The following is a 24,803-nucleotide window of genomic DNA, read 5'->3' as shown; positions in this document are numbered from 1 at the left end:
GTCAGTCTGTTTTTAATGCGGGATCGGCGTAACCGGCTTCCTGAAAACCTTTGGCGCGAAGCTGACAGGAATCACAGTGGCCACAAGGGGTGCCGTCAGGTAGTGGATCGTAGCAACTGTGTGTCAGTCCGTAGTCGACGCCTAGCTCCATACCTGTTTTGATAATGTCAGCTTTCTTCAACGAGATGAGGGGAGTATGGATTTTCCAGTGGCCAGAATGCTCGACTCCGGTTTTTGTCGCCAGTGAAGCGACTGTCTGAAAGGCACTGATGAACTCGGGACGACAATCGGGATAGCCACTGTAGTCCACAGCGTTCACACCGATAAACAGATCAAAGGCGTTCAGCGTTTCTGCCCAGGCCAATGCGATTGAAAGAAAGACAGTATTCCGCGCGGGGACATAGGTGATGGGGATGCCGGTTTCCAGATCATGGTCAGAGCGATCTTTGGGGACATCAATATCAGCCGTCAATGCGGAACCACCAAAGACGCGTAAATCCAGCGGGAAGGTCACGAATCTTTTGACATCAAATGACTGGCAGACTTTCTCCGCTGCTTTCAGTTCGTGCCGATGGCGCTGACCGTAATCAAAAGACAGGGCATACAGTTCAAACCCGGCATCGGCAGCAATGGCTAATGTTGTTGCCGAATCGAGGCCTCCACTGACGAGAACGACGGCTTTAGGGGCTTCAGTCGTCATTGATATTCAGACTCCTTCGAGGATCAGTTACGTTTAAAAAAACCTGCAGGCAGGTTGAAAACTGAAAACTAGCAGGAGCGATCTGCGGATGCAATCCTCTTGAGAAGGAGAGACATGTTTTAGATAACTTTGAGAGGACGATTACAAGCCAAGTTGAGAGGCAATCGCGAGAGCCGCATAAAAATCACGCAGACCGGCGAACTGATATCCAAAGGGAATAATCCGCGGATTATACATGCGATCATAATTACCAAATCCACGGAACTGCAGAGAACCAAAACGGAAGGAAGGCCGGTAACCGTTGTAATAGAATGTGTTTCCGTGGTAAGGCGAACCAAACCAGTTAGAGCGAATGAAATCACCGTACATGTAACTGGCCGGGGAACCCTGCAGACGTGCGAATGAGGAACTCTGATACCAGGGCATGGATCGCAGGTAATAACTGCGATTAATTGGTGTCGAATGTGCGGTGCAGTTTTCACAAATCGCGGTGGATTTAACATCAGGAATCGCACGCGGCGTAATGACGATCAGATCTTTTGAGTCAGACTTGCTGACAACAGGATGCGGTCTTTGATCCAGGGGAAAGCGGGTTTCCCGTGTGGCATACGAATTCACACCCGGAGCCGGTGAAATCTGAACAATCCACTCCGGAGTTGCGTCAGTGCTTGTGGTTTCTGAGTTAGAAACCGGTTTCTGAGCTTCAATAGCAGCTTCCGACTGGGAGATTCCCAGCAGGCAGGCAACAGTGGTCAGGAGTAGCAGGAAGTTTTTCATGTTAGTGGCTTCAAAGGTTCAAATTGTAGTCTTCGGATGTGTCGAAGCGAGGCAGAAATGCCACGCTCTGAATTCCATCGTAAAGGGGGAAAGAGACCATTTACCAACAAAAACCAGATTACCGGGCCAAAAAGCATAAATTATCGCTGCATTTTGACTCCGGGCTGGCAGGCGGCTTGATGGATGGCGGTCTGCCGATTAATCTCCTGTTCAGGACCTGTTACCTTTTGTCACAGGGATCCGAGATCAACTTTCAAATTCAACTTGCAGTGGAGAAGCACCGTGGCCGCAAAAGCCTGGGGAGGACGATTTCAACAGCAAACTGATGCCCGCGTGGAAGCGTTTACGGAATCGATCAGTTTTGATAGCCGACTGGCGGCAGTGGACATTCAGGGGTCGCAGGCCCATGCCCGCATGCTGGCCAAGGTCGGACTGATCAGTGATGACGAATGCACGCAGATCGTTGAGACGCTGACCCAGATCGGTAGTGAAATTGAAGCCGGAAATTTCGAGTTTCGTTTTGATCTGGAAGACATCCACATGCATATTGAAAGCGCACTGATCGAACGGATCGGCGATGTGGGACGCAAACTGCATACCGCGCGGAGCCGTAATGATCAGGTTTCGACTGATCTGAAGCTCTACACTCGTGAAGCGATTCAACGCGTGGACGGTCTGCTCAAAGATCTGCAGACCGCATTCGTCGAACGCTGCGATCGAGACCAGGATCTCGTACTGCCTGGCTTCACACACCTGCAGCGGGCACAACCGGTGAAAGCCGCCCATTACTGGCTGGCTTACTGTGAGAAATTCGACCGCGATCGACAACGACTGGAGGACTGCCTGAAGCGGGTGAATGTCTCACCACTGGGAGGTGCGGCTCTGGCGGGAACTTCATTGCCCATAGATCGGCATTACACGGCGGAACTGCTGGATTTCACTGACGTAGCCCGCAACAGTCTGGATATCTCCAGTGACCGGGATTACCTGGCGGAGTTCTGTTTCTGTATGGCGTTGACCGCAACCCATCTGAGTAACTGGGCGGAAGAATGGATTGCCTGGTTCTCCACGGAATTCGGGTTCATCAAACTGCCCGATGCATTTACGACGGGTTCTTCGATTATGCCTCAAAAACGAAATCCGGATGTGCTGGAATTAATTCGTGGCAAGTCGGCCCGACCTATCTCCGATGTGCAGCAGATCCTGGTGTTGTTGAAAGGTCTGCCGATGGCTTACAACCGTGATATGCAGGAAGACAAGCTGGCGCTGTTCGATGCCTATGATACAGTAGCTGCCTGCCTGGAACTGGCAGCAGCAATGGTAGAAGGGGCAGACCTGCAGCAGGAAACGATCGCCAATAAGCTGGAAGATGGATTTCTTGACGCGACCGCGCTGATGGAATACCTGATCAAAAAAGGGACGCCAATGCGGACCGGCCATGGTATCGTAGGAAAACTGGTTTCACTCTGTGAATCCCGTTCCATTCGTCTGGTAGATCTGTCTTTAGAGGATCTACAGCAGGCCTGTCCGCAGATTGAAGAGGACATCTACCAGGTCCTGGGGGCGCGTAATGCGATGGCGGCACTCTGCAGTTTTGGTTCAGGGGGAGAAGCACCGGTGCAGGAACAGACCGAGTACTGGAAGAAAAAACTGGGACTGTAAGAGAATTGTTGTAGTCTTCTGCGCCTGCTGATCTCTGATAACTGAATGTCCATGAGAAATATCAAACTGACTTTAGCCTATGATGGAGCAGACTACGCGGGGTGGCAGGTGCAACCCAATGGGCCGTCAGTCCAGGCTTGTGTGGAAAAGGCGATTGAACAGCTTACGCAGCAGCGAAGTCAGGTGCTGGTTGCCGGCCGCACGGATGCCGGCGTGCACGCGCTAGGTCAGGTGGCCAGTTTTCAGACGGAATCAGCCATTCCCTGTAAGAACCTGCAGACAGGATTACAGCGGTTTCTGCCAGACAGTATCTGTGTGCGCGAAGCACGAGAAGTACAGCCAGACTTTCATGCGACCTATTCGGCGGTTCAGAAACGGTATCGGTATGTGATTCACAATTCTGCAGTGCCTTACCCGTTCCTGAAAAGATATGTGAGTGAGTTTGGCCGCCCGCTGGACTCTGACAGTATGCATATCGCCGGCCAGGAGTTGCTGGGGAAACATGATTTTCGTTCTTTTGAATCACATTTCCCGAATAAAGCGACCAGCGTGCGGACGATTAAAGAACTGACGGTCCAGCGGACCGGGGTTTGGCCTGTCTGGGGGAGACTGGAGCAGGCGGATCTCTCGCCGGGCAATTCAACCGGAGGGGAGTTTATTACGGTTGATATCGTGGCAGACGGTTTTTTATACAATATGGTACGAGCGATTGTGGGGACACTGCTTGAAGTCGGCGTTGGCCGCTGGACTCCGAACGATGTACAGAATATTCTGGCAGGAATGGATCGTTCCCAGGCCGGGCCGACTGCGCCGGCCTGTGGATTATATCTGGTTCAGGTTGACTATCCGGAATGAATTCTGCAAATTAGATTTGATCCAAACGGGGAAAATTTACGTTTGCTGTAAGTCGAGTGTTCTTAAGGGACCGGGATTATATCCATTCGGATTCAGGGAGATTGAAGGGTTCGCCACCTTCAATCCGGAAAGTGAAAGATGAGTCAACAACCACCGCCTTTACCTCCGCACGATGCCGATGAGCCTATCTTTCTGGAAGACTCATTTGATGGAGGGGGAGAACGGATAGACGATGAGAATGGCCGGATCTTTCCCTGCGAGAGTTGTGGTGCCGATCTGGTCTTCAATATTAAAACACAGAAACTGCGTTGTGCTCATTGTGGATATGAAAAAGAGATCGGCATCGACCCGGACCGGGAAGTCGAAGAGCAGGATATCTACGCGATGCTGGCGCACCTGCGTGAACTGCGGGAACAACCGGATCAGGAAGGAGACGAGCGGGAACAGGAAGTGCGTTGCGAGAGTTGTGGTGCCACGCTGCTGTTTGTGGATTCAGTTACCAGTTCCGAATGTCCATATTGTGCGTCTCCCATTCAGCTGGAGCATGCACATACCTCTGAAAAGCGGGTTCCCGTGGATGCGGTTCTGCCATTTCTGATTGCAGAACCTGTTGCGCGGGAACAGTTACGAGCGTGGGTGAAGTCACTCTGGTTTGCGCCGAATGAGTTTGTAGAGAAGGGGGTCGAGGGTAAATTTCACGGCGTATATATGCCTTATTTCACTTACGATTCGATGACCAGTACCCGCTATTCCGGTCAGCGGGGTGAGTATTATTATGTTACAGTGGGGACAGGTAAGAACCGTCGGCAGGAAAGACGGACGCGGTGGTATCCCGCTTCGGGGGCCTTTCAGCGTTTTTTCGATGATGTGATCATTCTGGCTTCGCATGGCTTACCAAGACAGTTGATTCGCGAACTGGAACCGTTTCCACTGCATCTGATGGTTCCGTTTAAGCATGCCTATCTGGCGGGCTTTACTGCGCGAACTTATGAGATCGAACTGGATGACGGGTTCGTGCTGGGAAAAGAGCGGATCGATGCCGCTTTGTATTCCGAAGTCTGCAGCCGCATCGGCGGCGATACCCAGCGGGTTGATTCAGTCGAGAGTCATTACGATGCTATTACGTACAAACACCTGCTGTTGCCTTTGTGGCTGATGAGTTACAAATATAAGGATACGCTGTATCAGGTCGCCGTGAACGCAGCGACTGGCGAAGTGAATGGGGAGCGTCCTTACAGCTGGGTGAAAATCATGTTTGCTTCACTGGCCGCGGCTGTAGTGGCTATCGGTGGAACCGTGCTGTTCAATCAGTAATGACCATGTTGTCTGCTTGAGACAGATTTGCCGGAATCTCTGGATTTATTCAAGTTTCTGACCTCTATTTACGGGCAATGCGCAGTAGTCTCCAGAAATTAGAAACAGATGCCTCACGACGGTTGCCGATCTGTCCGCAGGGAGGTAAAAAAACGTAAGATTCCGCATTAATCCTGACCTGTGTTCAGGGGCAGGTACACTGGTAATATTCAATGTTAAGGAGTGTTTAAGAGATGACTCATCCGATTCGAGTTGCGGTAACCGGGGCAGCAGGCCAGATTGGCTACGCGATGCTGTTCCGTCTGGCTTCCGGGGAAATTTTTGGCCCTGACCAGCCTGTCATTCTGCATCTTGTCGAAATTCCTCCGATGCTGTCCGCATTAGACGGAGTTGAGATGGAGCTTGACGACTGTGCCTTCCCAACTCTGGCTGGCGTTGTCAAAGCAGACAGTGACCATCTGGAAGACGCGTTTGCGGGCTGTAACTTTGTCGTGTGTGTCGGAAGTATTCCCCGTAAAGCCGGCATGGAACGCGGTGACCTGATTCGGATTAATGGTCCGATTTTTACCAGTACCGGAAAAGCAATTGAAGCTGCTGCTGCTGATGATGTCCGAGTTCTCGTTGTCGGGAATCCCTGTAATACCAACTGCCTGATCGCGATGAGCAATGCTCCTAAAGTCCCCCGTGATCGCTGGTATGCCATGACCCGTCTGGATCAGAATCGTGCCATGACACAGATCGCCAAGAAAGCAGGTCAACCTGTTTCAGCGATTAAGAATATGAACATCTGGGGCAATCACTCAGCGACTCAGTTCCCTGATTTCTATCATGCAACAATCCACGGTAATCCGGTTCCTGAAATTATTGAAGACCATGACTGGTTACGCGGCGAATTCATCGAAACCGTGCAGAAACGTGGTGCCGCCGTCATTCAGGCTCGTGGTGCTTCCAGTGCTGCTTCTGCTGCAAATGCGGCCCTCGATACGATCAAGAGCATTATCACACCGACCCCATTGGGCGAAAGTTTCTCAGCTGCTGTCTGCAGTGATGGCAGCTATGGTGTAGATGAAGGCCTGATCTGTGGTTACCCCCTGACCAGTGACGGAACTACCTGGAAAATCGTCGAAGGTCAGGAGCATGATGATTTTGCTCAAGCCAAATTTGAAGCGACTTTGCAGGAATTGCGGGATGAACGGGATGTCGTTCGTGACCTGCTGCCTGGTTAGTCCTGTGTAAAAATTGAAGTCTCAGTGAAAGAGTCACGCTCAATCGACGTGGCTCTTTCTCTTTTTATAATCATCTATGAAAACCATTCCGAGTCAAAAATGCAGTCTGACGAGTTACGTAAAATCGATAATGAACATGTCTGGCATCCGTTTACCCAAATGCAGGGGCACCGCGATGAGAACGTTCCGATCATCGAATCGGGCGATGGCTTCTTGCTGATCGATACGGATGGGTGTACGTATCTGGATGGCGTGTCGTCGCTATGGTGCAATGTGCACGGGCATCGGGTGCCTGAGCTGGATCAGGCAATCCGTGATCAACTGGACCAGATCGCGCATTCGACATTATTAGGGCTGGCGAGTGTGCCCTCGATTGAACTGGCGGATGAACTGGTCAAACGCACGCCTGCTGAATTGACCAAAGTCTTTTATTCGGACAGCGGTTCGACGGCAGTGGAAATTGCGCTGAAGATGGCGTTTCAGTATCATTCACAGAAGCCTGTTGCTGAAGAGCAGCCCCGCGATCTGTTTGCATGTATGCAGCATGCTTATCATGGAGATACGATTGGTTCGGTCAGTGTCGGCGGGATTTCGATTTTTCATCAGATCTTCGGCAAGCTGCTGTTTGAATCAGTACAGATTCCGTGCCCCACAGCCTATCATCGTCCTGAGGGGTACACGGAAGCGGGTTATCTTGAATTCTGCTTTGCAGAACTCGAACGACTGCTTGCAGAACATCATCAGCGACTGGCAGCATTTGTGATTGAACCGCTGGTCCAGGGGGCGGCTGGTATGCTGATGCATCCGACTGGTTATCTGAAACGCGTGCGGGAGCTGACGAGCCAGTATGGAATTCCACTGATTGCCGATGAAGTGGCAGTCGGCCTGGGACGGACCGGGACGATGTTCGCCTGCGAGCAGGAAGGGGTGACTCCTGATTTTCTCTGTCTGGCGAAAGGGATTACTGGTGGCTATCTACCGTTGGCGGTGACGATGACGACCGATGAAATCGCCGCTGCCTTTGAAGGTGCTCACACAGACTATAATGCGTTTTATCACGGACACACTTATACAGGGAACTCTCTGGCTTGTGCCGCGGCTCTGGCCACGCTGAAACTGTTCGATGAAAACAGGACGTTGGATAACATTCGGGAGACTTCTGAAGTTCTGGCGAAACGTCTGGATGAGCTCAAAGATCATCCGCACGTCGGAGAGATTCGTCACAAAGGGTTAATGGTGGGGATTGAACTGGTTGCGAACCGCGAAGCCAGATCTGCTTTTCCTGCTGAGCAACGCATGGGGCACCAGGTGACACTGGCTGCCAGAAAGAAGGGAGTCATTGTGCGTCCGCTGGGGGATGTGATCATTCTGATGCCAGCCCCGGGGATGCCCGCCGAGCTGATTGAACAACTGTGTGATACCGTGTTTGCCGCGATTGATGAAGCGATTCAGATGCAGGTTGCTTGACCTGCTGTGTCATTTCTGGCGGTCGGTCTGATCTGAGGCAGGTGGTTCCTGATTTTCCTGGCCCATTTGTTTCAATACATCGTTGATGTCCACGGTTTCGATATTGTTCAGACTGTCCATGGACATGTCAGGGCGCTGCATCAGTTTCGCGGTTCGACTGCGGGAAAACTTCTGATCGCTGACCATAAATCTCCAGATCAGGAAACCCAGCGCGATGCCAATGACCAGAAACAGACTGACAATGTATTTGACTGCTCCTGAGGAAGAGGGAGCGGTCTGTTGCGAAGGGGGAAACCAGCGGACCTGGCGGGCAATCAGCAATGGTGCTGTCTGAAGTTTTCCGGATGCTGATGGATAGCCGTATTTTTTAAAGTAATATCCAGTAACCTGGACTTCAGGCATATCTGTAAGGTTATCACCGACAGGGATTCCCGGCGGGAGTTGTGTACAGAGTACTCGCCAGGGATGAGTCCCGGAATCTTTTGAGAAAAACCAACCCTCGTACAGGGAAGACACACCGTACTTGTTTTCTTCGACAGGTAGAGATCTAAGTCGTTTCAGTTGTCCTTTGACGGTCATCAGTGTTCCCCGGTATTGGGGAGATTCTGTCATGACCACGACAAATGGCGGTGCAGGTTCTGCTGACTGTTCCAGAACGTTCTGCGGGATGGCAGTAGCTTTGGCAAGCAGATAATACAGAGCGTTCGCCTCATGAGACCGAATCCCCAGGGTACTGTCGGATACGGAATTCAGCAGTCGCGGATCGACACGCACATCAAATTCACCACTTTCCAACTGGGTGATGACCTGCTCGGGAACCTCGATTTCAGGTGCTGGCTCAGAGAGAAATTCTTCCGGTCTCAGTGTCGGTTTTTCCTTGACACTAAAGTCAATTTCGCGGGGCGCTTCTTTGGCCTGCTGTCGGGCGGGATCGTCTGCGGGGCGTCCCGTGAGCCAGTACCAGTTTTCTTCGCGCGATGCGTAAAGCATTGCGAGGAAAATGACACCTAAAGCAGCAACCAGTCGAAACAGCCGAATCTGATCACGGCGGCTAAAATAAGAAGGCGTCGTTGATTGTTTATGAAATCGCATTCAACAACGCCCTTTTGCTGCTTCCTGTTTATTTTGATCCGAACTGCAGTCGATTCTGACTACAGTTCGAACGTCAGTTATTTTCGCCTGGGTTTATACATGTGTGTCGCCTGACCGATGAAACCTTCTGCCGCTTCCATTAAGGTCTCAGACAGCGTGGGATGGGCGTGAATGCTTTGGGCGACGTCTTCTGCGACGGCAGCCATCTCGACAGCGATCACGCCTTCAGCAATCAGTTCACCGGCACCCGGTCCAACGATCCCGACGCCGAGCACGCGTCCGGTTTTTTTGTCGAAGATCATTTTGGTGAGACCTTCCGTGCGGCCCAGAGTCTGGGCCCTGCCTGAAGCAGCCCAGGGGAAACGGGTGATTTCCACATCCAGTCCCTGGTCTTTGGCTTCCTGCTCGGTCACGCCACACCAGGCGAGTTCCGGATCGGTGAAGACGACCGCTGGGATGGCGATGTTATCAAACTCGCCGAATTCACCGGCAATACTATCAACGGCAACTTTGGCTTCACGGGTTGCCTTGTGTGCCAGCATTGGTTCGCCTGCAATATCACCAATGGCATAAATGTGAGGCTCGGCAGTCCGCTGCTGCGCGTCGTGTTTGATAAAGCCGCGTTCGTCGAGTTCCAGTTTTGTATTTTCGAAGCCGATGCCTTTGTTGTTGGGGCGACGGCCAATCGAAATCAGCACGCGATCGAAGACCTGTTGAGGTTCGACGCCTTCACCGCTCAAGTCGGCAGTGATTCCCTTGTCGCCGGGAGTCAGTTTTTCGACTTTGGTATTCAGGTGAATTGCGGCAAAGCTTTCGGTAAGACGTTTCTGCAGCGGGCGAACCAGATCGCGGTCGGCACCGGGGAGCAGTCCGCCTGTCATTTCTACCACGGTGACTTCCGAGCCGAGTGCAGCATACACGCTACCCATTTCCAGGCCGATGTAACCACCGCCAACTACGAGCAATTTTTTAGGGATGTCAGCCAGTTCCAAGGCACCCGTGGAATCCATGATTCTGTCATCATCCAGATCGAATACCGGAGGGACAGCTGGTGAAGATCCTGTAGCCACGATCGCGTATTTAAATTGAATCGTTTCTTTGGTGCCATCCTGTTTCGAGACTTCTACCGAGTTGGCATCCTTGAACCGTCCAAAGCCTTTGAGGATTTCCACATTGCGGGCACCGGCCAGTTGTCCGATACCGCCGGTTAACTGTGTAACAACCTTGTTTTTGAAGTCCCGTAACTGATCGAGGTTGATTTCCGGTTTCTGGAACGTGATACCCCACTCAGCGGATTCTCTGGTTTCGTTGATCAGCTTGGCGACGTGCAACAGCGCTTTGGAGGGAATACAACCCCGATTCAGGCAGACACCACCGGGGGCAACGTCATCATTGACCATGATGACCTTATAGCCTTTGTCAGCTGCTTCAAATGCCGCCGGATAACCGCCGGGGCCACCGCCGATGACAACAATATCCGTTTCTCTGGTAGCTAATCCAGACATAATATCGATCAACCTTTTATTGTATTACTTCAGTGTAGATAACGATCTCAGCAGTCAACCAGCAGATTGAACGGATCAGAGAGCAAACTGGAAAGACGCACGATGAATCGAGCAGCATCTGCACCGTTGATGACTCGATGGTCGTATGATAATGACAGCGGGAGCATCAGGCGGGGAACGGGGTTATCATTCACCAGTTGGAATTCATGCCGCGAGCGTGACATACCCAGAATGGCAACTTCAGGATAATTGACGATCGGTGTAAAGGACGTACCACCGAGTCCACCCAGATTAGTGATGGTAAACGTGCCGCCCTGCATGTCGCTCATTTCCAGTTTACGATCGCGGGCCTTGATTGCCAATGCGTTCATTTCGTTGGCAATGGTGATGATGTTTTTCTTATCAACATCTTTGACAACCGGAACGACCAGGCCGTTTTCGGTATCAACGGCAACGCCAATGTTGATGTAGTTTTTAATAACAATTTCATCGGTCTGCGTATCGAAGCTGGAATTGAAGCTGGGATATTCGTGCAGCGCGATGGCGATGGCTTTCATGGCCAGGGCAGTCATGGTTACTTTAGGGCCCGAATAATTTGGCTTGGAGATGAACAGCTTGCGTGCTGTTTCCAGGTCGGTGATGTCCGCCAGGTCGTGTTGTGTGACATGGGGAATGACCTGCCAGGAAAGGCTGAGGTTGTTAGCAGAGACACGTGCCAGCTTTTTGAGTTTCTTGCGTTCCACTTCTCCGAACTGGGTGAAGTCAGGCAGGGGAGGAACAGTGATACCGCCGCCACCACCTGCAGGACTGCCATTGGCGATCAGGTTCTTCACGTAGTTCTCGACGTCTTCCTGAGTGACGCGACCACCGGGTTCGGAGCCGGTGACCTGATGCAGGTCAACTCCCAGCTTACGAGCCAGTTTGCGAGTGGCAGGACCAGCGGGAACAGGTGGTTTATCGCCAGACGAAACCGTGGAAGCAGGTTTCGCAGCAGCTGGTTGTGCAGCTGGTTTGCTTTCTTCTTTTGCTTCAGAAGGAGCAGGCTGTTCGGCTTTGGCCGGTTCTGGTGCTGCTGCTTTGGGTTCTGCTGGCTTTTCTGCAGCGGGAGCGGAAGGAGCACCATTGGATTCTTCAATCGACAGCAAAACCGCGCCGATTGAGACCGAATCACCTTCAGAGACTTTGAGCTCTGCAATAGTCCCTGAGTAAGGCGATTCGAGCTGGACGACCGCTTTATCGGTTTCAATGTCCATCAGAACCTGTCCCTGCTCCACTGTATCGCCTACCGCGACAGAGATTTGTCCGACATCCGCTGTCTCGACACCCTCACTCACTTCAGGAAGTTTAAATTCAGTAGCCATAGTATTCTGTTCTATCTTCTTGTGGTAATGCTTCAATGAAACCTGTTATTAGGGAATTAAGCGAGCCGTGGATTCACTTTCTCCGGATCGATTCCCAGTTCTTTAATGATGGCAGGCAGCTTTGATTTATCGAACTGACCTTCTTCGGCTAAAGAGACCAGCGTTGCGACGACTACATTTTCAGCATCAATTTCAAAATGACGTCTGAGTGATTCACGGGTTTCACTGCGGCCGAACCCATCGGTTCCCAGTACACAGTAATTACCGGGAATGTCTTCACGAATCTGGTCTGCGACCAGCTTGATGTTATCACTGGAAGCGATGAAGGGGCCTGCGACTCCTTCGAAGATCGTTTCCAGATATGACTTCTGTGGCTCTGCATCCGGATGCAGCCTGTTCTCACGTTCGACGTCTTTGACATTCCGGGCCAACTGGTTATAGCTGGTGACACTCCAGACGTCTGTCGCGACGTTGAACTGTTCCGCCAGGATTTCCTGGGCCCGCAACACTTCACGCAGGATGGGACCACTGCCAAACAGTTGTGGCCGCATTGAGACAGCCGGTTTTTCCACTTCCTGAGCCCGGAATTTATAAATTCCGTTGATGATGCCTTCAACGACGTGATCGCCTTCAGGCATGGGAGCCATTTCATAGTTTTCATTGTAGACGGAGAGATAATAGAAGATCTCTTCGCCTTCCTGGTACATGCGACGCAAACCTTCCTGGATGATGACAGCCAGCTCATAAGCGTAGGCTGGATCGTACGCCAGCAAGGTCGGTACGGTGGAAGCCATGACATGGCTGTGTCCATCCTGGTGCTGCAGACCTTCACCGTTGAGTGTGGTTCTCCCGGAAGTTCCTCCCAGCATGAAACCTTTGGTGCGGGAATCTGCTGCTGCCCAGACCAGATCGCCGACACGCTGGAATCCGAACATGGAATAATAAACGTAGAAGGGAATCATGTTGACACCCTGGTTGGCGTAGGCGGTGCCTGCCGCGATGAACGAAGAAATCGCTCCCGCTTCATTGATGCCTTCTTCCAGAATTTGCCCATCTTTTGCTTCTTTGTAGTACATCAACTGATCACGGTCGACCGGCTCATATAACTGTCCCTGGCTGGCGTAGATACCACATTGTTTGAAGAGGCCTTCCATACCGAATGTACGGGCTTCATCAGGAATGATGGGGACAATACGTTTGCCGATGACTTTGTCTCTCAACAGGCTACCCAGCAGGATGCCGAAGGCACCGGTAGTGGACCCTTTTTTGCCTGCCATACTCGACAGGAATTTATCGAGGGATTCCAGGGTCGGCGTTTCCAGCCGTTCTTCGGTGGGCGTCCGTTTGGGGAGATAACCACCTAGTTCTTCCCGTTTTTTCTGCAGGTATTGCATTTCGGGACTGTTTTCATCGGGGCGATAGAAGGGAGTGTCCTTGACGTCTTCGTCGCGAATCGGAATACCGAAACGAGATCGGAAATCCCTTAATTCTTCTTCGTTCGCCTTTTTCACATTATGTGCAATGTTTCGGCCTTCGCCTGCTTCACCGAGGCCGTAACCTTTGATGGTTTTCGCCAGGATCACGGTGGGAGAACCTGTGTGGTTCACAGCCGAGTTAAAAGCAGCGTAGACTTTTTCAGGATCATGTCCACCACGCTTCATGCGTTTGAGCTGGTCGTCAGACAGGTGCTCTGCCATTTTTGCCAGTTCGGGGTTGTCACCAAAGAAGTGTTCGCGGATATAGGAACCTGGCTCGACGACGTACTTCTGGTACTGTCCATCGATGACTTCACCCATGCGTTTAACAAGGAGTCCATCTTCGTCTTCCGCCAGCAGGGGATCCCAGTCACTGCCCCAGACGACTTTGATGCAATTCCAGCCGGCACCACGAAAAGCGGCTTCCAGCTCCTGAATGATTTTGCCGTTACCACGAACCGGACCGTCCAGACGCTGCAGGTTACAGTTGATGACAAAAATCAGGTTGTCCAGGTGTTCGCGGGACGCGAGGGTGATGGCTCCCAGGGTTTCGGGTTCATCGGTTTCTCCATCGCCAACAAAGCACCAGACTTTGGATTTGGAGGTATCCATGATACCGCGGTTATGCAGGTATCGCAGAAAACGGGCATGATAAATGGACATAATCGGGCCCAGACCCATGGAGACAGTCGGGAACTGCCAGAATTCAGGCATCAACCAGGGATGCGGGTAGGATGAGAGTCCACCACCGCGGGGAAGTTCCTGCCGGAAACGTTCGAGGTTCTCTTCAGTCAGGCGCCCTTCAACGAAGGCACGTGCATAAACACCGGGAGAAGCGTGTCCCTGGAAGTAGACCACGTCTCCCGAGTGATCTTCTGTGCGGGAATGGAAGAAGTGATTGAATCCTATTTCCCAGAGTGTGGCTGCGGAAGCATAGGTTGAAATATGTCCGCCGATGCCATCATGATATTTATTGGCACGCACGACCATCGCCATCGCATTCCAGCGGATGATACTTTTGATGCGACGTTCAATCTCACGGTTCCCGGGGAAGGGGGTCTGCTCATCGACGGGAATGGTATTGATGTACGGTGTGTTGGCCGTGAAGGGCATCGTCACTCCCTGACGATAAGCACGTTCCTGGAGGATTGCCAGCACATTTTTGACTCTCTCTTTACCGTACCGGATGATAAGGTCATCCAGCGATTCAAACCATTCTTCGAGTTCCGCCGGATCGACTCCAGGCACTGCACCTGTAACTGTCTGTTCTACCATGAGATATGGTTCTTTCAACCTGCTTAAGTATTTTCGATGAGCGTAACTTCTCTTAGATCACTGACAGTAGCCATCCAGGGAGAAATCACGCAGATGAGTTCTCTACAATTCTAGGTATGCACCGCGACTAAAGGAACTATCACGGTTCTTTTTTGAGATCATTCAGCTTCCGATTCAGAGTTGAGAATGCTGCGACAGATCTCAGTTAGGGAAATGCTAACTAATTTCAGTCTGTTTTGCGAGTCAAAGCAATGGGTCTAAACTCTTTAATAGACATAGCAAACGGCAAACAGAACTGAGATCGCGTTTGGGAGGGAATTTTTGAGGAAAATGAGACGGAAATAATGAAATGGTTTAAGGGATCATCGGATGAGTTCACCCCTTATTTTATTGATCGGCTATTGTTGAATAAGGCGTGAGTCCGTCTCGGAATTCCTGGCGGTGTAATAATAGTCAGTTGTGTTTTGAATGGTCAAAATTTAGCTGCTGAAAATCAGAGTCCGAAGTGTCTACAAGTTCTTACCCCGTCTTAAGATCATTAATTATCGAGCAATATTAACAATTCTGCCTGTTAAAATTGTTTTATTGAAACAGATTTCCTAGTATGTCCGCAGTGTCTCTGAAGAGAGGTCGCGATTTAAGTAAGCATAACTTCAGCGAGTTTCTATTTCATGTACAGCACATCGACGGCTGAATTCCTGCAGGCGGATTCATTCTCCCAACTGGGTGAGCGGGCGATTCTTGCAGATCAGTCGAAATCCTGTCAGTGCGAACTGCTGGCCGTCAAAAAAGCGGTTCGTATGAGGAAGGTTTGCGTTACACGTGAGTTACAGAAACGCGCCGAACAGATCTATGCGACTGAAATCGAATATGTCTACAGTGAGCGGTTTGAACAAGCTGCAGCCAGAGATGAAATTTTGCAGCCACTCCAGAAGCTGTGTACGGATTTAAATCCGAATTCAGATTACGAAGTGTCTGAATTCAATTTCCAGCAGGCGCAACTGTATACAGTGCCTCTGCTGAATAAGGAGCAGGAAGTCATCCTGTTCCGGGGGATGAATTATCTCAAATTTCGTGCCGAGTTGCTGAAGTCACAGATTGATCTGAAGTCTCCCTGCATAGGTCTGTTGGACCGGATTGAGCAGAAACTGAAAGATGCACGGCGACTCAGAAATTACATTATTCAAGCCAATCTGCGTCTGGTTGTTTCAATCGCGAAAAATCTGACTGACCGTGCCAATCTGTTCGAAGATATTGTCAGCGACGGTCATCTGCCGCTGATTCGCGCGGTTGAGATTTTTGATGTAGAGCGTGGCAACCGATTCAGTACCTATGGGACCTGGGCAGTGCGTAACTTTCTGTTTCGTACTACAAAAAAAGGGCGAAAATACCGCAAAACATTTCTGAATGGTGCGGAAACACTGGCGCTGGGGATGAGCGACAGCCGCTCGACACAGCGTTCGCATGAAACTTATCACCAGACCATTGATGCTGTTCTGCAGAAGGTACTGCACACTCTGGATGAGCGGGAGCAACTGATTCTGAAGCGTCGGTTTGGCCTTGCAAAATCAGATACCCCGGAAAAGTTTCGTGAGATCGCGGAAGACCTGGGGGTCAGCACAGAACGGGTTCGGCAGTTGACAATTCGCTCACTGCAACGAATGCGGGAAGCGATTGAGGAACAAAAACTGGAAATACCGGATATTCCGGAAATCATTTGAGTTCCCTGTAAAGAAACCCTGCAGCATAATTGGTATCGCGCGCCCGCTGTGTTATAAGAAACACAGGCGAAAATGCCTTTTCCTTACGTTTTCCTTTTCACCATAGTTGAAAATCATGAGTTCCGATTCCGACCCGCAAACCCAGCCCGAAGAACCATCAGCCGAAGACGAGAGTCACCTGATCCGCTTGCAGAAATTTCTGGCAGCCACCGGTCTGGGATCCCGCCGTCATTGCGAAGAATATATCGAAACCGGACGCGTGAGCATTGATGGTGATGTCGTCACGGAGTTAGGAGCGAAGGTTGATCCGGAAACACAAGTAATCGAAGTGGATGGCGAGCGGGTTCGACTTCAGCCCCGTCGGTATTATCTGCTGAATAAACCTTCCGGATTTCTTTGTACCAATAATGATCCCGCGGGTAGAAGACGGGTGGTCGATCTGTTTCCGAATGATGGTCAGCGACTGTTTACCGTTGGTCGTCTGGATGAAAACAGCGAAGGGCTGATTCTGGTAACCAATGATGGTGAACTGGCCCAGCGGTTGGCACACCCCCGGTATCGTGTTGCCCGCACCTACCATGTGCAGGTGGTAGGGAATCCGCCGCGCGAAAAGCTGGACGAGCTTCGAAAAGGGGTCCGTTTTAAAGAAGGCGTGTTTCGGGTCGCGGGGCTCAAGTATCTCAAAAAACAGGGCAAGAGCGCCTTTCTTGAATTAACGCTGCATGAAGGGCAAAATCGTGAAATTCGTCGCATGATGGCGCGAATCGGTCACAAGGTCATTCAACTGGTCCGGATTCGCTTTGGTCCACTGAATCTGGGAAAACTCAAAACAGGGGAGTTTCGGCGTTTAACCGATACTGAGCTGAAAAAATTGCGGCAATTGTTAAATGAGAAACATTCCCCGGACATCCGTCATCGCAAGGGGAAGAAAAACGCTGCACCTGCGAAAGCCCGGGCACCGCGAAAAGCTGTGGGTAAGAGGTCGGGTGAACGAGGGGCAGCCGCTGGTAAAAATGTTTCAGAGAGAGTTTCAGGCGGTAAAAAAGCAGGTGGAAAGCGGTCTGTCACCCCAGGGCGAAAATCTGGAGCAGACTCCACGAAACCGAAAACAACAGGACGTAGAATCATCGGCGATGTTTCAGGCAAACAGACACGTCAAGGAAAGCGCAAATGACAGAGTCTTCACAATTCAGTGATTGTGCAACTCCCCAGTATCTTTCAGCCCATGTGGTCGAGCAGGAACGCATGGCGCAGGACACTTATCGATTGCGTCTCGCGTGTCCCGAGGTGGCGCAGGTTATTTTACCAGGCCAGTTTTTCATGGTGCGGGAACCAGGAGTCAATGACCCCCTGCTGGGACGGCCTTTCGCCTTGTATGATACCTGTCTGGATGAAAGTGGAACGCCGAGTGGCTTCGATTTTGGTTATGTCGTGGTCGGAAAACTGACGACCCGGATGACGCACTGGCAACCGGGAGATCGCGTTGAGATCTGGGGGCCTTTAGGAAATGGGTTTCCCCATCCGGGCAGCGGGTCACTGGTTATGGTCGCGGGGGGAATCGGGCAGACACCGTTTCTGGCCACAGCACGAGAAGCATTGGGACAGCGGAAATACGGGCAACCCGAGCGAACCCTGCCGGAGCTGCCAGAACGTGTGAGCCTGCTCTATGGCGCACGATCAAAAGACTATCTGGCTGGTCTGGATGATTTTCAGTTAGAGGGACTGGATGTCGAAGTGGCGACCGATGATGGATCGTACGGACATCCGGGCTTTGTGACCGAGTTGTTACAGCAGCGAATTCAAAACGAGAAGCCACCCACAACCATTTTCTGTTGTGGTCCGGAACCGATGATGGAAGCGGTCAGCAAGATTGCTGCGCAGGCAGGGATTTCCTGCTGGTTGTCTCTGGAGACTCCCATGGCTTGCGGTTTTGGTGCCTGCTTCAGTTGCGTGGCCAAAGTCCGTATCAGCGATGAGGAGTGGGATTATCGGCGCACCTGTGTTGAAGGTCCTGTTTTCAATGCGGAATCGCTGATCTTCTAATCCCGTTCCGCGGATTTCCCGCTTTGAGCCTGGGTCTGATGACGATTTGGGGTATTCTGTGAGCCGGGACGGGCCAGAGAATCATAACTAGCTTTAAAGTCAGCAGTTGCAGCGATCTCATATTGACAATTTTCATTAAAAAACTCTATAGTCCTGCCAATAGACAGGCCCGATAATGAGTGTGAAACATGATAAGCACAATCTGATCGACACGGAATCCTTTGCCGAATTGATGCAAAGTCAGACAGGGTCCGGCTCAACCGACTGCGAAGAGCAACAGGCAGAGAGTTCTCTTCAGCAACTGATCCCTTCTGGTTTTAAAGGCTTGTTTATCAGTGAGGTACGACCAATATGGGTGGGACTGGCATTACGACTGGATGCGATCGGCTGTAGTGAACCACGCTTTGAATGGGTATCTACAGCGGAGGAAGCGTTAACACAACTGAGAAATGACAGCTATGACTGTCTGCTGATCGAAATTGATAACGTACTGAAAAAATCACGGTTGGAACTTTTGAACGCCATTCGTATCAGTGGATGTCATGAGCCTGTTGTCCTGTTGCTGTCAGCTCCCGATGATCAGGTCACGCTGGCTGCCTGTGAATATCAGGCGGAAATACTTGTTTCTACCGCGTTATGGGAGTCACCCGCTCTGTTAAGTGTCGTGCGTCGCGCCTTACTTTTTCAGCAACTTGGCGAAGAAAACCATCAATTGCAGGTGGAAAAACACCGGCGACTGATACGTGAACGCGATGAAGCAGAACGTCTACTGAATCAGCAGCGTTCCATGGTGGAAGAACTGCAGACCCTGGTTTATCCAGATGCATTAGGTGAACCGCAGTCTGGTTCAGAACGGGCCGATACACCGGATCTCCACGAATCCGATCTCCCGGTAGAACTTCCGCAGATTCCGTTTGAAGTTCGGGATTACTATCACGAATTACTACGAACCTATGTGATTATGGGAGCAGGAAGCCTCAAAGAAGAAATCCTGCAGATTGCAGAATTACTGGCGGCGGCTGACTTAACGCCTCCTCAGGTTCTTGAATTCCATCTGCAGTGTGTAGAACTGATTGTCAAAGGTCTGGGGAATCGTAGTTCCCGGCACGTGATGAGTCGAGCTGATCTGCTGGCGCTGGAGATGATGGTTCATCTGGGAGAATGCTATCAGAAAAAACAGGGCTGTTAATTGCTGTTCAGAATTGATTCTGTCTGTTTTGAATCGTTAAATCGAATTGAAGCGATCAAGAGATGAAGGCTTTTAGAGAGTTGCGTTATTGTTTAAGTGTCTGTCATTAAAAAACTTATGAGGTCTGAGTCTTATTTGTGGGACGCCGTCAAAAAGTACTATAAAACATTTCTTTTACAACGTATAATAGAGCAAAATGATCTGTAAGATGTGGTCAGCTTTTTACTCTTTCCCCATGATACGCAGATCCTGATTGTGTTTTTCAGTGTCATGATCAAGGTAGACAGACGCATCAGGGTCGATCGTATCAGGTCGTGAAATTGACTCGCCAATTCTGATCCGCAATCTACATTTACAATAATTGACCATGTCTGGGACATTGAGGATGGGTTCAGAACAAGATGCCGGGGCGAACACTCAGGCGATCGCGAAATTGATTCCTGAGGAATTTAAAAAAGAAGCAGGCAAATTCTGTCCGCATGCCGGTGTGGTATCACGTGGCTCCGGGATGTTTCAGGAGCAGGGACGTGTCCTGCTGCTCAGTCGGCTCAGAATGGCATCCCTGCTGCTGGCTCTGGCTTCCCTGGCATTTCTGGTACGTGGCTTATGGCTGGGAGAGTTTGACGACCGCCATGGTCAGGAAATGCTGATTCTGGATTCCATTTTGACGGGAATTCTGTTTGCAGTATCGGGGGTCCTCTGGTTAAAACCCTGTCTGTGTCTGTGGCGTCTGAGAATTTGCGAGGCGATTACTTTTGGCGCGCCGGCTGCTTTCTTTATCTGGTGGCATTTTTGTGAGCTATGCGCCTGTGATCCCGTGCTGCTGGGCAAGGTGGCGTTTGCATTTCCGTTGCGCACCGTGTTCCCGTGGATGATCCTGATCTATACATATGGCTTTTTCATTCCTAACTCTCTGCGGGGGGTGATCTCTGTAGTGAGCCTGATGGTGATCAGTCCGATCGCCGGGGCTATCATGACAGGGATGCAGGTGCCTCAGGTTTCGGAAGTGCTCTACTCAGGTGGATTGTCTGAAATGATCATTCTGCTGTTGATTGCTGCGAGTACAGCCGTCTACGGTTCGCATCGTGTGGGCAGCTTGAGACGAGAGGCCTTCGATGCGAAGAGCATCGGCATGTACACCTTGCGTAAGCAGGTTGGCAGTGGAGGAATGGGAGAAGTCTATCTCGCAGAGCATCGTCTGCTCAAACGACCGTGTGCGATTAAACTGATTCGACGGGATAAAGTAGATGATGAAAATGTCTTGCTGCGGTTTGAAAGCGAAGTGCAGGCAACGGCGGGGTTAACACATCCCAATACCATCGAAATCTATGATTACGGTCATACTGAAGAAGGAACATTCTATTATGTGATGGAGTTTCTGCCGGGCTTGAATCTGCAGGAAATTGTCGAACGATTTGGTGTCCTGCCTCCCGAACGGGTTGTCTATCTCTTAAAGCAGGTCTGTTCGGCTCTGGCGGAAGCACATCATAAAGGTCTGATCCATCGGGATATCAAACCGGGAAATATTTTTTCAGCCGAGCGTGGCGGGCTGTACGATGTTGCCAAGCTGCTGGATTTTGGACTGGTCAAGGATAATCGCTCGAATGAAGATTCGCTGAATTTGACCATGGAGGGAGCTGTTGTTGGATCGCCACTTTATACCAGCCCCGAAGCAGTGACTGGAGACGGGACCCCTGATCCCCGTTCCGATATCTATTCCCTGGGAGCCAGTACCTATTATTTACTGACAGGCAAACCAGTCTTCGATGGTGAAAATGCGTTGAAAGTCATGTTTGCACATGCGAGCAAGACGGTCGTTTCTCCGACTTCGATTAACCCCCGCATCCCGGAAGAACTGGAAGCGATCGTCATGAAGTGCCTGGAGAAAAAACCAGAAGATCGATACCAGCGAGCAGAAGAACTGAGTGCCGCATTAAACTCGTTACAGGTTGAAGAATGGACGCAAGAGCAGGCGATTGCCTGGTGGTCTGAAGCCGAACAGATTGTGCAGCGGGAACCTGATGCAGAGTATGTATCAGATTATATGAAGGCCACCACCATCCTGCCTGTAAATGCCTGAGTTTTTAACTTAGCTGAGTCGGAACGTGGCAGCGGTTCTTATCTTTTCCGATTCTGCCAGTTCAAACGGTCCCGGGTCAGGAAACCGTGCCTGAGAGCACAGTCGACACAATATAGTTCATGGCCGTTAGTCACCAGGATCTCACCATGCATTAACAGGTGAAAGTGGTCCTGCCCGGGAAATTTGGAGAAGCAATATTCTTTGGACGACGAACGTTTCACGATGAGGTTGATGTTATCTGTCTCGTTGACAGGAACATATAACCGCGCATCAGGAGTTTGATTTTGATCCGTTTTGTTATCCATTTTGAATACAGACTATGCCTGGACTTCAGGTACAGGGACTCCCAGTTCCTCTGCGAGTTTGGTTAAGGCTTCCCAGTTGCCTTTATCCAGCGAGATTCCTGTTGTCTTACGGGTGGCAGCGGTTTTCTTTTCCGGATCGCCGGGTAAAAAGATCTCACTGGCGCCCTCTTTGAGGGGGACGCTTCTGACATATTTCTCCAGATTGGTGATTTCGTTCAGCAGATGATTCTGGCCTCCCAGGTGACCGGGATCAATGACCACGACGAACACACAGTTTCCCTGTGGTGGTGGTGGGTCAGGGAAGGCACATTGTCCGCCAGAGAGCGCACCACACAGCATCTCAACCATGAAAGAGAGTCCGAAGCCTTTGTATGCCTGGTCTCCTCCCATTGGAAGAATCGTGCCTGGGGGATCACCATAAAGCATGTTGGGGTCAGTGGTGGGGTTTCCATCGGGGTCCAGAATCAGTCCGGGGGGGACCTGTTCGCCGGCGATTTTTTTGATGCGTACTTTACCTTCCGCGGTGGCAGAGGTACCGAAGTCGAGGACGAAGGGGCCTTCCACACCGCCGGGCATGCCGATACAGATCGGGTTGGTTCCGAGTCGAGGTCGTTTACCGCCTACGGGAGCGACGCGGGGGGCAGAGCCATGTGTATTGGCGCAGATGATGGAAGCCATGCCTTTAGCGGCAGCCATTTCAGCATATTCTCCCAGACGTCCGATATGTGAAGCGCGTTTGAGTGTGCCGCAGGAGACGCCGAGGGTGCCCGCTTTTTCAATTAACCGATTCATGAGATCGTGCATGACAGTCTGCCCAAACCCCCAGCAGCCATCACCGGTAATCGCTGCCGGTGTTTCATTTAGAATCTGCAGTTTTTCCCCCGCCTTCAGGATGCCCTCTTTCACACGACCCAGATAAAAGGGTAGACGCATGACGCCGTGCGAGTCGTGTCCCAGCAGATTGGCGTCGACCAGACTGTGAGAAACGATCCGTGCTTCTTCTTCGTTGGCACCTCCCTGGAGCAGGAGTGATTCAGTAAAGTTTTGCAGAGACTGAGCAGAGATAACGGGCACTTCAGGTAGTCCTTCGGATAAGTAATATGGTTGAGCCAATTCGGGACAAAAGATTGAATTGCAGTTTGCATCAGTTTCTATCATACAAACTATTTTATATCGGGTAAATTTAGGGGATATCAGGATTTTCGCTGTTGCTCAGAAAAAACGATGCACCGCAAAGGCATATTTGAATCCTGCAGGCAGTAAAGTAAACCAGCTGTTCTGATTAGATAAAACAATTCAGCCTGAACAAGCACTGAGCACTCGAGATATTGGCGCTGTTTTTGTATTGATCTTCAGTTCTGTTTTATGGATTTCGTGGAAAACTGAGAAATAGTTCCTCCGAGTAACGAATACGGGAAATTCATCATCTTCTCAAATTTTAACAAAGAGACGGGCGCCTCAACTCTTCTGACAGATGCCTGCCTGACTGGACGATACTCGTCAGGTCAACCTGTTGATTCGGGATTAAGTGAAAGTAAGCGAACAGCTGACTTCACTGAAAAAACAGGTGAACGAGATTATTTGAAAGAGGGACCGTGAATGAGTTTCAGTGTAGAGAACATCCAGTCGCTTGACGAACTGCGACAATTTATTCATAAAACGCTGTGCGAGAAAGAAAACCTGCTGGAAGAGCAGTTCTCGATGTCAGAAATGTCCCTGATTCGTCGAGGACGCAGCTGTGGTCTGCAGTTTTCGATCAACGGCCCGCGTAGCGTACGCCTGGGCGCTATCTGGGCCTCTGATTCAAATATGGTCTACTTTTACGACGCACGGGGAGAACGCTATAACAAGGTGCATCTTCCCAATCGGATTTTTATTGCGGAAGAAGAAGCTGCCTGATCGCTGCGTTACTTCACTCCGATTCAGTCTGGTGTGTTCTGTGCACTGATCGAAGTCAGTTCCTGCAGACGAGCCGCAGCTTGATTGCTGCCATACTTTTTCGCGTTCCGATAATGCAGGATGGCGATGGTGGGGGTGGAGTGTTTTTTCTCCGCCTGCTGTCCCAGTTCATAAAACCGTTCTGCCTTGGACTGCCTGATTTCAGTGGCATTTGAAATTATATTCGAAGGTGTCCTGTCTACTGACTGAGTCACCGCGGTCTGATTCAGTAACTGGTTTCGCCAGTGCTGATGTGCAGTAGGGGATTTCCGGGAATCGCGTACTACGCGGGGCGCGGAATTAAGTAGCATCTGATCCATGGCTTCAAAGTCATGGATGTAGACACCGACACTGCTGGTAGAACTCTGGAAAGAATGACCGTATGTGGAACCTCTGCGAAATGGTCCACTCTGCCTGGAATGCATGGCCCCTGATTGAATCCCTCCCAGTAACGCAGAACCCCGATCGGGAACAGTAAGTGTTGTTCCCACTGAATATTGTTGTACGATAGGTTGCTGGATTCTGACAGCCTGTGCTTCAGTAACTTCAACGTGAACTGTCATCAGGCAGATCAACATGCAGCAGCTGACAGCAATGGATTTCATAATTGGTGTCTCCGCTTCGAGAATGCGGCTGATTGATCTCTCTATCGTAAGATATCAGTCAGGGAGCAACAACTGTTTTTTCCGGATAAGGCTCAGCACAGCCTTAAGTACAGACCTGTTTTTGGAGTGATTACATCAACTTTTAAAGGCTGGGATGATGATGAACGAGTTTTATTTCTCTACTGTGAAATGGATTGCGGGAATTCTGTTCCT

19 protein-coding genes are annotated in these 24,803 nt (G+C 50.7%); 11 read left to right on the top strand and 8 right to left on the bottom strand.

Translation table 11 applies throughout. The features are described from left to right. Position 1 precedes the first annotated feature (1 nt). Together queC and ACN0YH_RS03425 are read right to left on the bottom strand one after the other, a co-directional pair. Entirely contained in the window at positions 2-700 is a 699-nt protein-coding gene (queC, locus tag ACN0YH_RS03430) for a 7-cyano-7-deazaguanine synthase QueC (RefSeq protein WP_417378145.1), read from the bottom strand. A gap of 141 nt (positions 701-841) precedes the next feature. Next, positions 842-1,477, bottom strand: coding sequence for a hypothetical protein (locus ACN0YH_RS03425; protein WP_417378144.1), 636 nt, complete (start codon positions 1,475-1,477; stop codon positions 842-844). 282 nt (positions 1,478-1,759) lie between these two features. Between ACN0YH_RS03425 and argH the strand changes: the two genes are divergently transcribed. From argH to bioA, 5 genes are all read left to right on the top strand, one after another. Next, positions 1,760-3,139, top strand: coding sequence for an argininosuccinate lyase (argH, locus tag ACN0YH_RS03420; RefSeq protein WP_417378143.1), 1,380 nt, complete (start codon positions 1,760-1,762; stop codon positions 3,137-3,139). Between the two features lie 51 nt (positions 3,140-3,190). Further along, the gene (gene truA, locus ACN0YH_RS03415; protein ID WP_417378142.1) at positions 3,191-3,994 is read left to right on the top strand and encodes a tRNA pseudouridine(38-40) synthase TruA; all 804 of its coding nucleotides are present in this window, start codon (positions 3,191-3,193) and stop codon (positions 3,992-3,994) included. A 138-nt stretch (positions 3,995-4,132) separates the two neighbouring features. After that, a complete protein-coding gene (locus ACN0YH_RS03410; RefSeq protein ID WP_417378141.1) occupies positions 4,133-5,308 on the top strand; it encodes a hypothetical protein in 1,176 nt (391 codons plus the stop codon). A 233-nt stretch (positions 5,309-5,541) separates the two neighbouring features. After that, positions 5,542-6,534 carry a malate dehydrogenase gene (locus ACN0YH_RS03405; RefSeq protein WP_417378140.1) on the top strand — a complete coding sequence of 331 codons (993 nt, stop codon included), beginning with the start codon at positions 5,542-5,544 and terminating at the stop codon, positions 6,532-6,534. 99 nt (positions 6,535-6,633) lie between these two features. Continuing rightward, on the top strand, positions 6,634-8,001 hold the full coding sequence (gene bioA / locus ACN0YH_RS03400) for an adenosylmethionine--8-amino-7-oxononanoate transaminase (protein WP_417378139.1): 1,368 nt from the start codon (positions 6,634-6,636) through the stop codon (positions 7,999-8,001). Positions 8,002-8,010: 9 nt separating this feature from the next. Here bioA and ACN0YH_RS03395 read toward each other — a convergent pair whose 3' ends face one another. The 4 genes from ACN0YH_RS03395 to aceE form a co-directional block, all read right to left on the bottom strand. Continuing rightward, a complete protein-coding gene (locus tag ACN0YH_RS03395; RefSeq protein WP_417378138.1) occupies positions 8,011-9,093 on the bottom strand; it encodes a hypothetical protein in 1,083 nt (360 codons plus the stop codon). A gap of 77 nt (positions 9,094-9,170) precedes the next feature. Continuing rightward, on the bottom strand, positions 9,171-10,598 hold the full coding sequence (lpdA, locus tag ACN0YH_RS03390) for a dihydrolipoyl dehydrogenase (protein ID WP_417378137.1): 1,428 nt from the start codon (positions 10,596-10,598) through the stop codon (positions 9,171-9,173). 47 nt (positions 10,599-10,645) lie between these two features. Further along, complete coding sequence (locus tag ACN0YH_RS03385) at positions 10,646-11,959, bottom strand: 2-oxo acid dehydrogenase subunit E2 (RefSeq protein WP_417378136.1); 1,314 nt, start codon at positions 11,957-11,959, stop codon at positions 10,646-10,648. A 56-nt stretch (positions 11,960-12,015) separates the two neighbouring features. Beyond that, positions 12,016-14,709 carry a pyruvate dehydrogenase (acetyl-transferring), homodimeric type gene (gene aceE / locus ACN0YH_RS03380; protein WP_417378135.1) on the bottom strand — a complete coding sequence of 898 codons (2,694 nt, stop codon included), beginning with the start codon at positions 14,707-14,709 and terminating at the stop codon, positions 12,016-12,018. A gap of 671 nt (positions 14,710-15,380) precedes the next feature. On the opposite strand from aceE, the gene ACN0YH_RS03375 reads away from it, so the two are divergent. The 5 genes from ACN0YH_RS03375 to ACN0YH_RS03355 all read left to right on the top strand — a co-directional run bounded on the left by ACN0YH_RS03375 (position 15,381) and on the right by ACN0YH_RS03355 (position 21,742). Continuing rightward, positions 15,381-16,430: a sigma-70 family RNA polymerase sigma factor gene (locus tag ACN0YH_RS03375; RefSeq protein ID WP_417378134.1), complete on the top strand. Its 1,050-nt coding sequence runs from the start codon at positions 15,381-15,383 to the stop codon at positions 16,428-16,430. 115 nt (positions 16,431-16,545) lie between these two features. Next, positions 16,546-17,604 (top strand): pseudouridine synthase, encoded by a 1,059-nt coding sequence (locus ACN0YH_RS03370; protein WP_417378133.1) that lies wholly within the window; start codon positions 16,546-16,548, stop codon positions 17,602-17,604. Further along, positions 17,601-18,473 carry a dihydroorotate dehydrogenase electron transfer subunit gene (locus tag ACN0YH_RS03365; RefSeq protein ID WP_417378132.1) on the top strand — a complete coding sequence of 291 codons (873 nt, stop codon included), beginning with the start codon at positions 17,601-17,603 and terminating at the stop codon, positions 18,471-18,473. The genes ACN0YH_RS03370 and ACN0YH_RS03365 overlap by 4 nt, the downstream gene beginning before the upstream one ends. A gap of 175 nt (positions 18,474-18,648) precedes the next feature. Next, the gene (locus ACN0YH_RS03360) at positions 18,649-19,662 is read left to right on the top strand and encodes a hypothetical protein (protein WP_417378131.1); all 1,014 of its coding nucleotides are present in this window, start codon (positions 18,649-18,651) and stop codon (positions 19,660-19,662) included. Positions 19,663-20,047: 385 nt separating this feature from the next. Then, positions 20,048-21,742 carry a serine/threonine protein kinase gene (locus ACN0YH_RS03355; protein WP_417378130.1) on the top strand — a complete coding sequence of 565 codons (1,695 nt, stop codon included), beginning with the start codon at positions 20,048-20,050 and terminating at the stop codon, positions 21,740-21,742. Between the two features lie 317 nt (positions 21,743-22,059). Here ACN0YH_RS03355 and ACN0YH_RS03350 read toward each other — a convergent pair whose 3' ends face one another. After that, entirely contained in the window at positions 22,060-23,121 is a 1,062-nt protein-coding gene (locus ACN0YH_RS03350; RefSeq protein WP_417378129.1) for an Ldh family oxidoreductase, read from the bottom strand. Between the two features lie 525 nt (positions 23,122-23,646). Here ACN0YH_RS03350 and ACN0YH_RS03345 point away from each other — a divergent pair. Beyond that, positions 23,647-23,946, top strand: coding sequence for a hypothetical protein (locus ACN0YH_RS03345; RefSeq protein WP_417378128.1), 300 nt, complete (start codon positions 23,647-23,649; stop codon positions 23,944-23,946). Between the two features lie 23 nt (positions 23,947-23,969). Here ACN0YH_RS03345 and ACN0YH_RS03340 read toward each other — a convergent pair whose 3' ends face one another. Further along, the gene (locus tag ACN0YH_RS03340) at positions 23,970-24,590 is read right to left on the bottom strand and encodes a hypothetical protein (protein WP_417378127.1); all 621 of its coding nucleotides are present in this window, start codon (positions 24,588-24,590) and stop codon (positions 23,970-23,972) included. Positions 24,591-24,803 lie beyond the last annotated feature (213 nt).

Origin of the sequence: Gimesia sp. (genome assembly GCF_048262075.1) — a bacterium.
Classification (GTDB): domain Bacteria; phylum Planctomycetota; class Planctomycetia; order Planctomycetales; family Planctomycetaceae; genus Gimesia.
The sequence above is the reverse complement of the archived record's forward strand: the minus strand, read 5'-3'. Positions and strand labels throughout refer to the sequence as shown.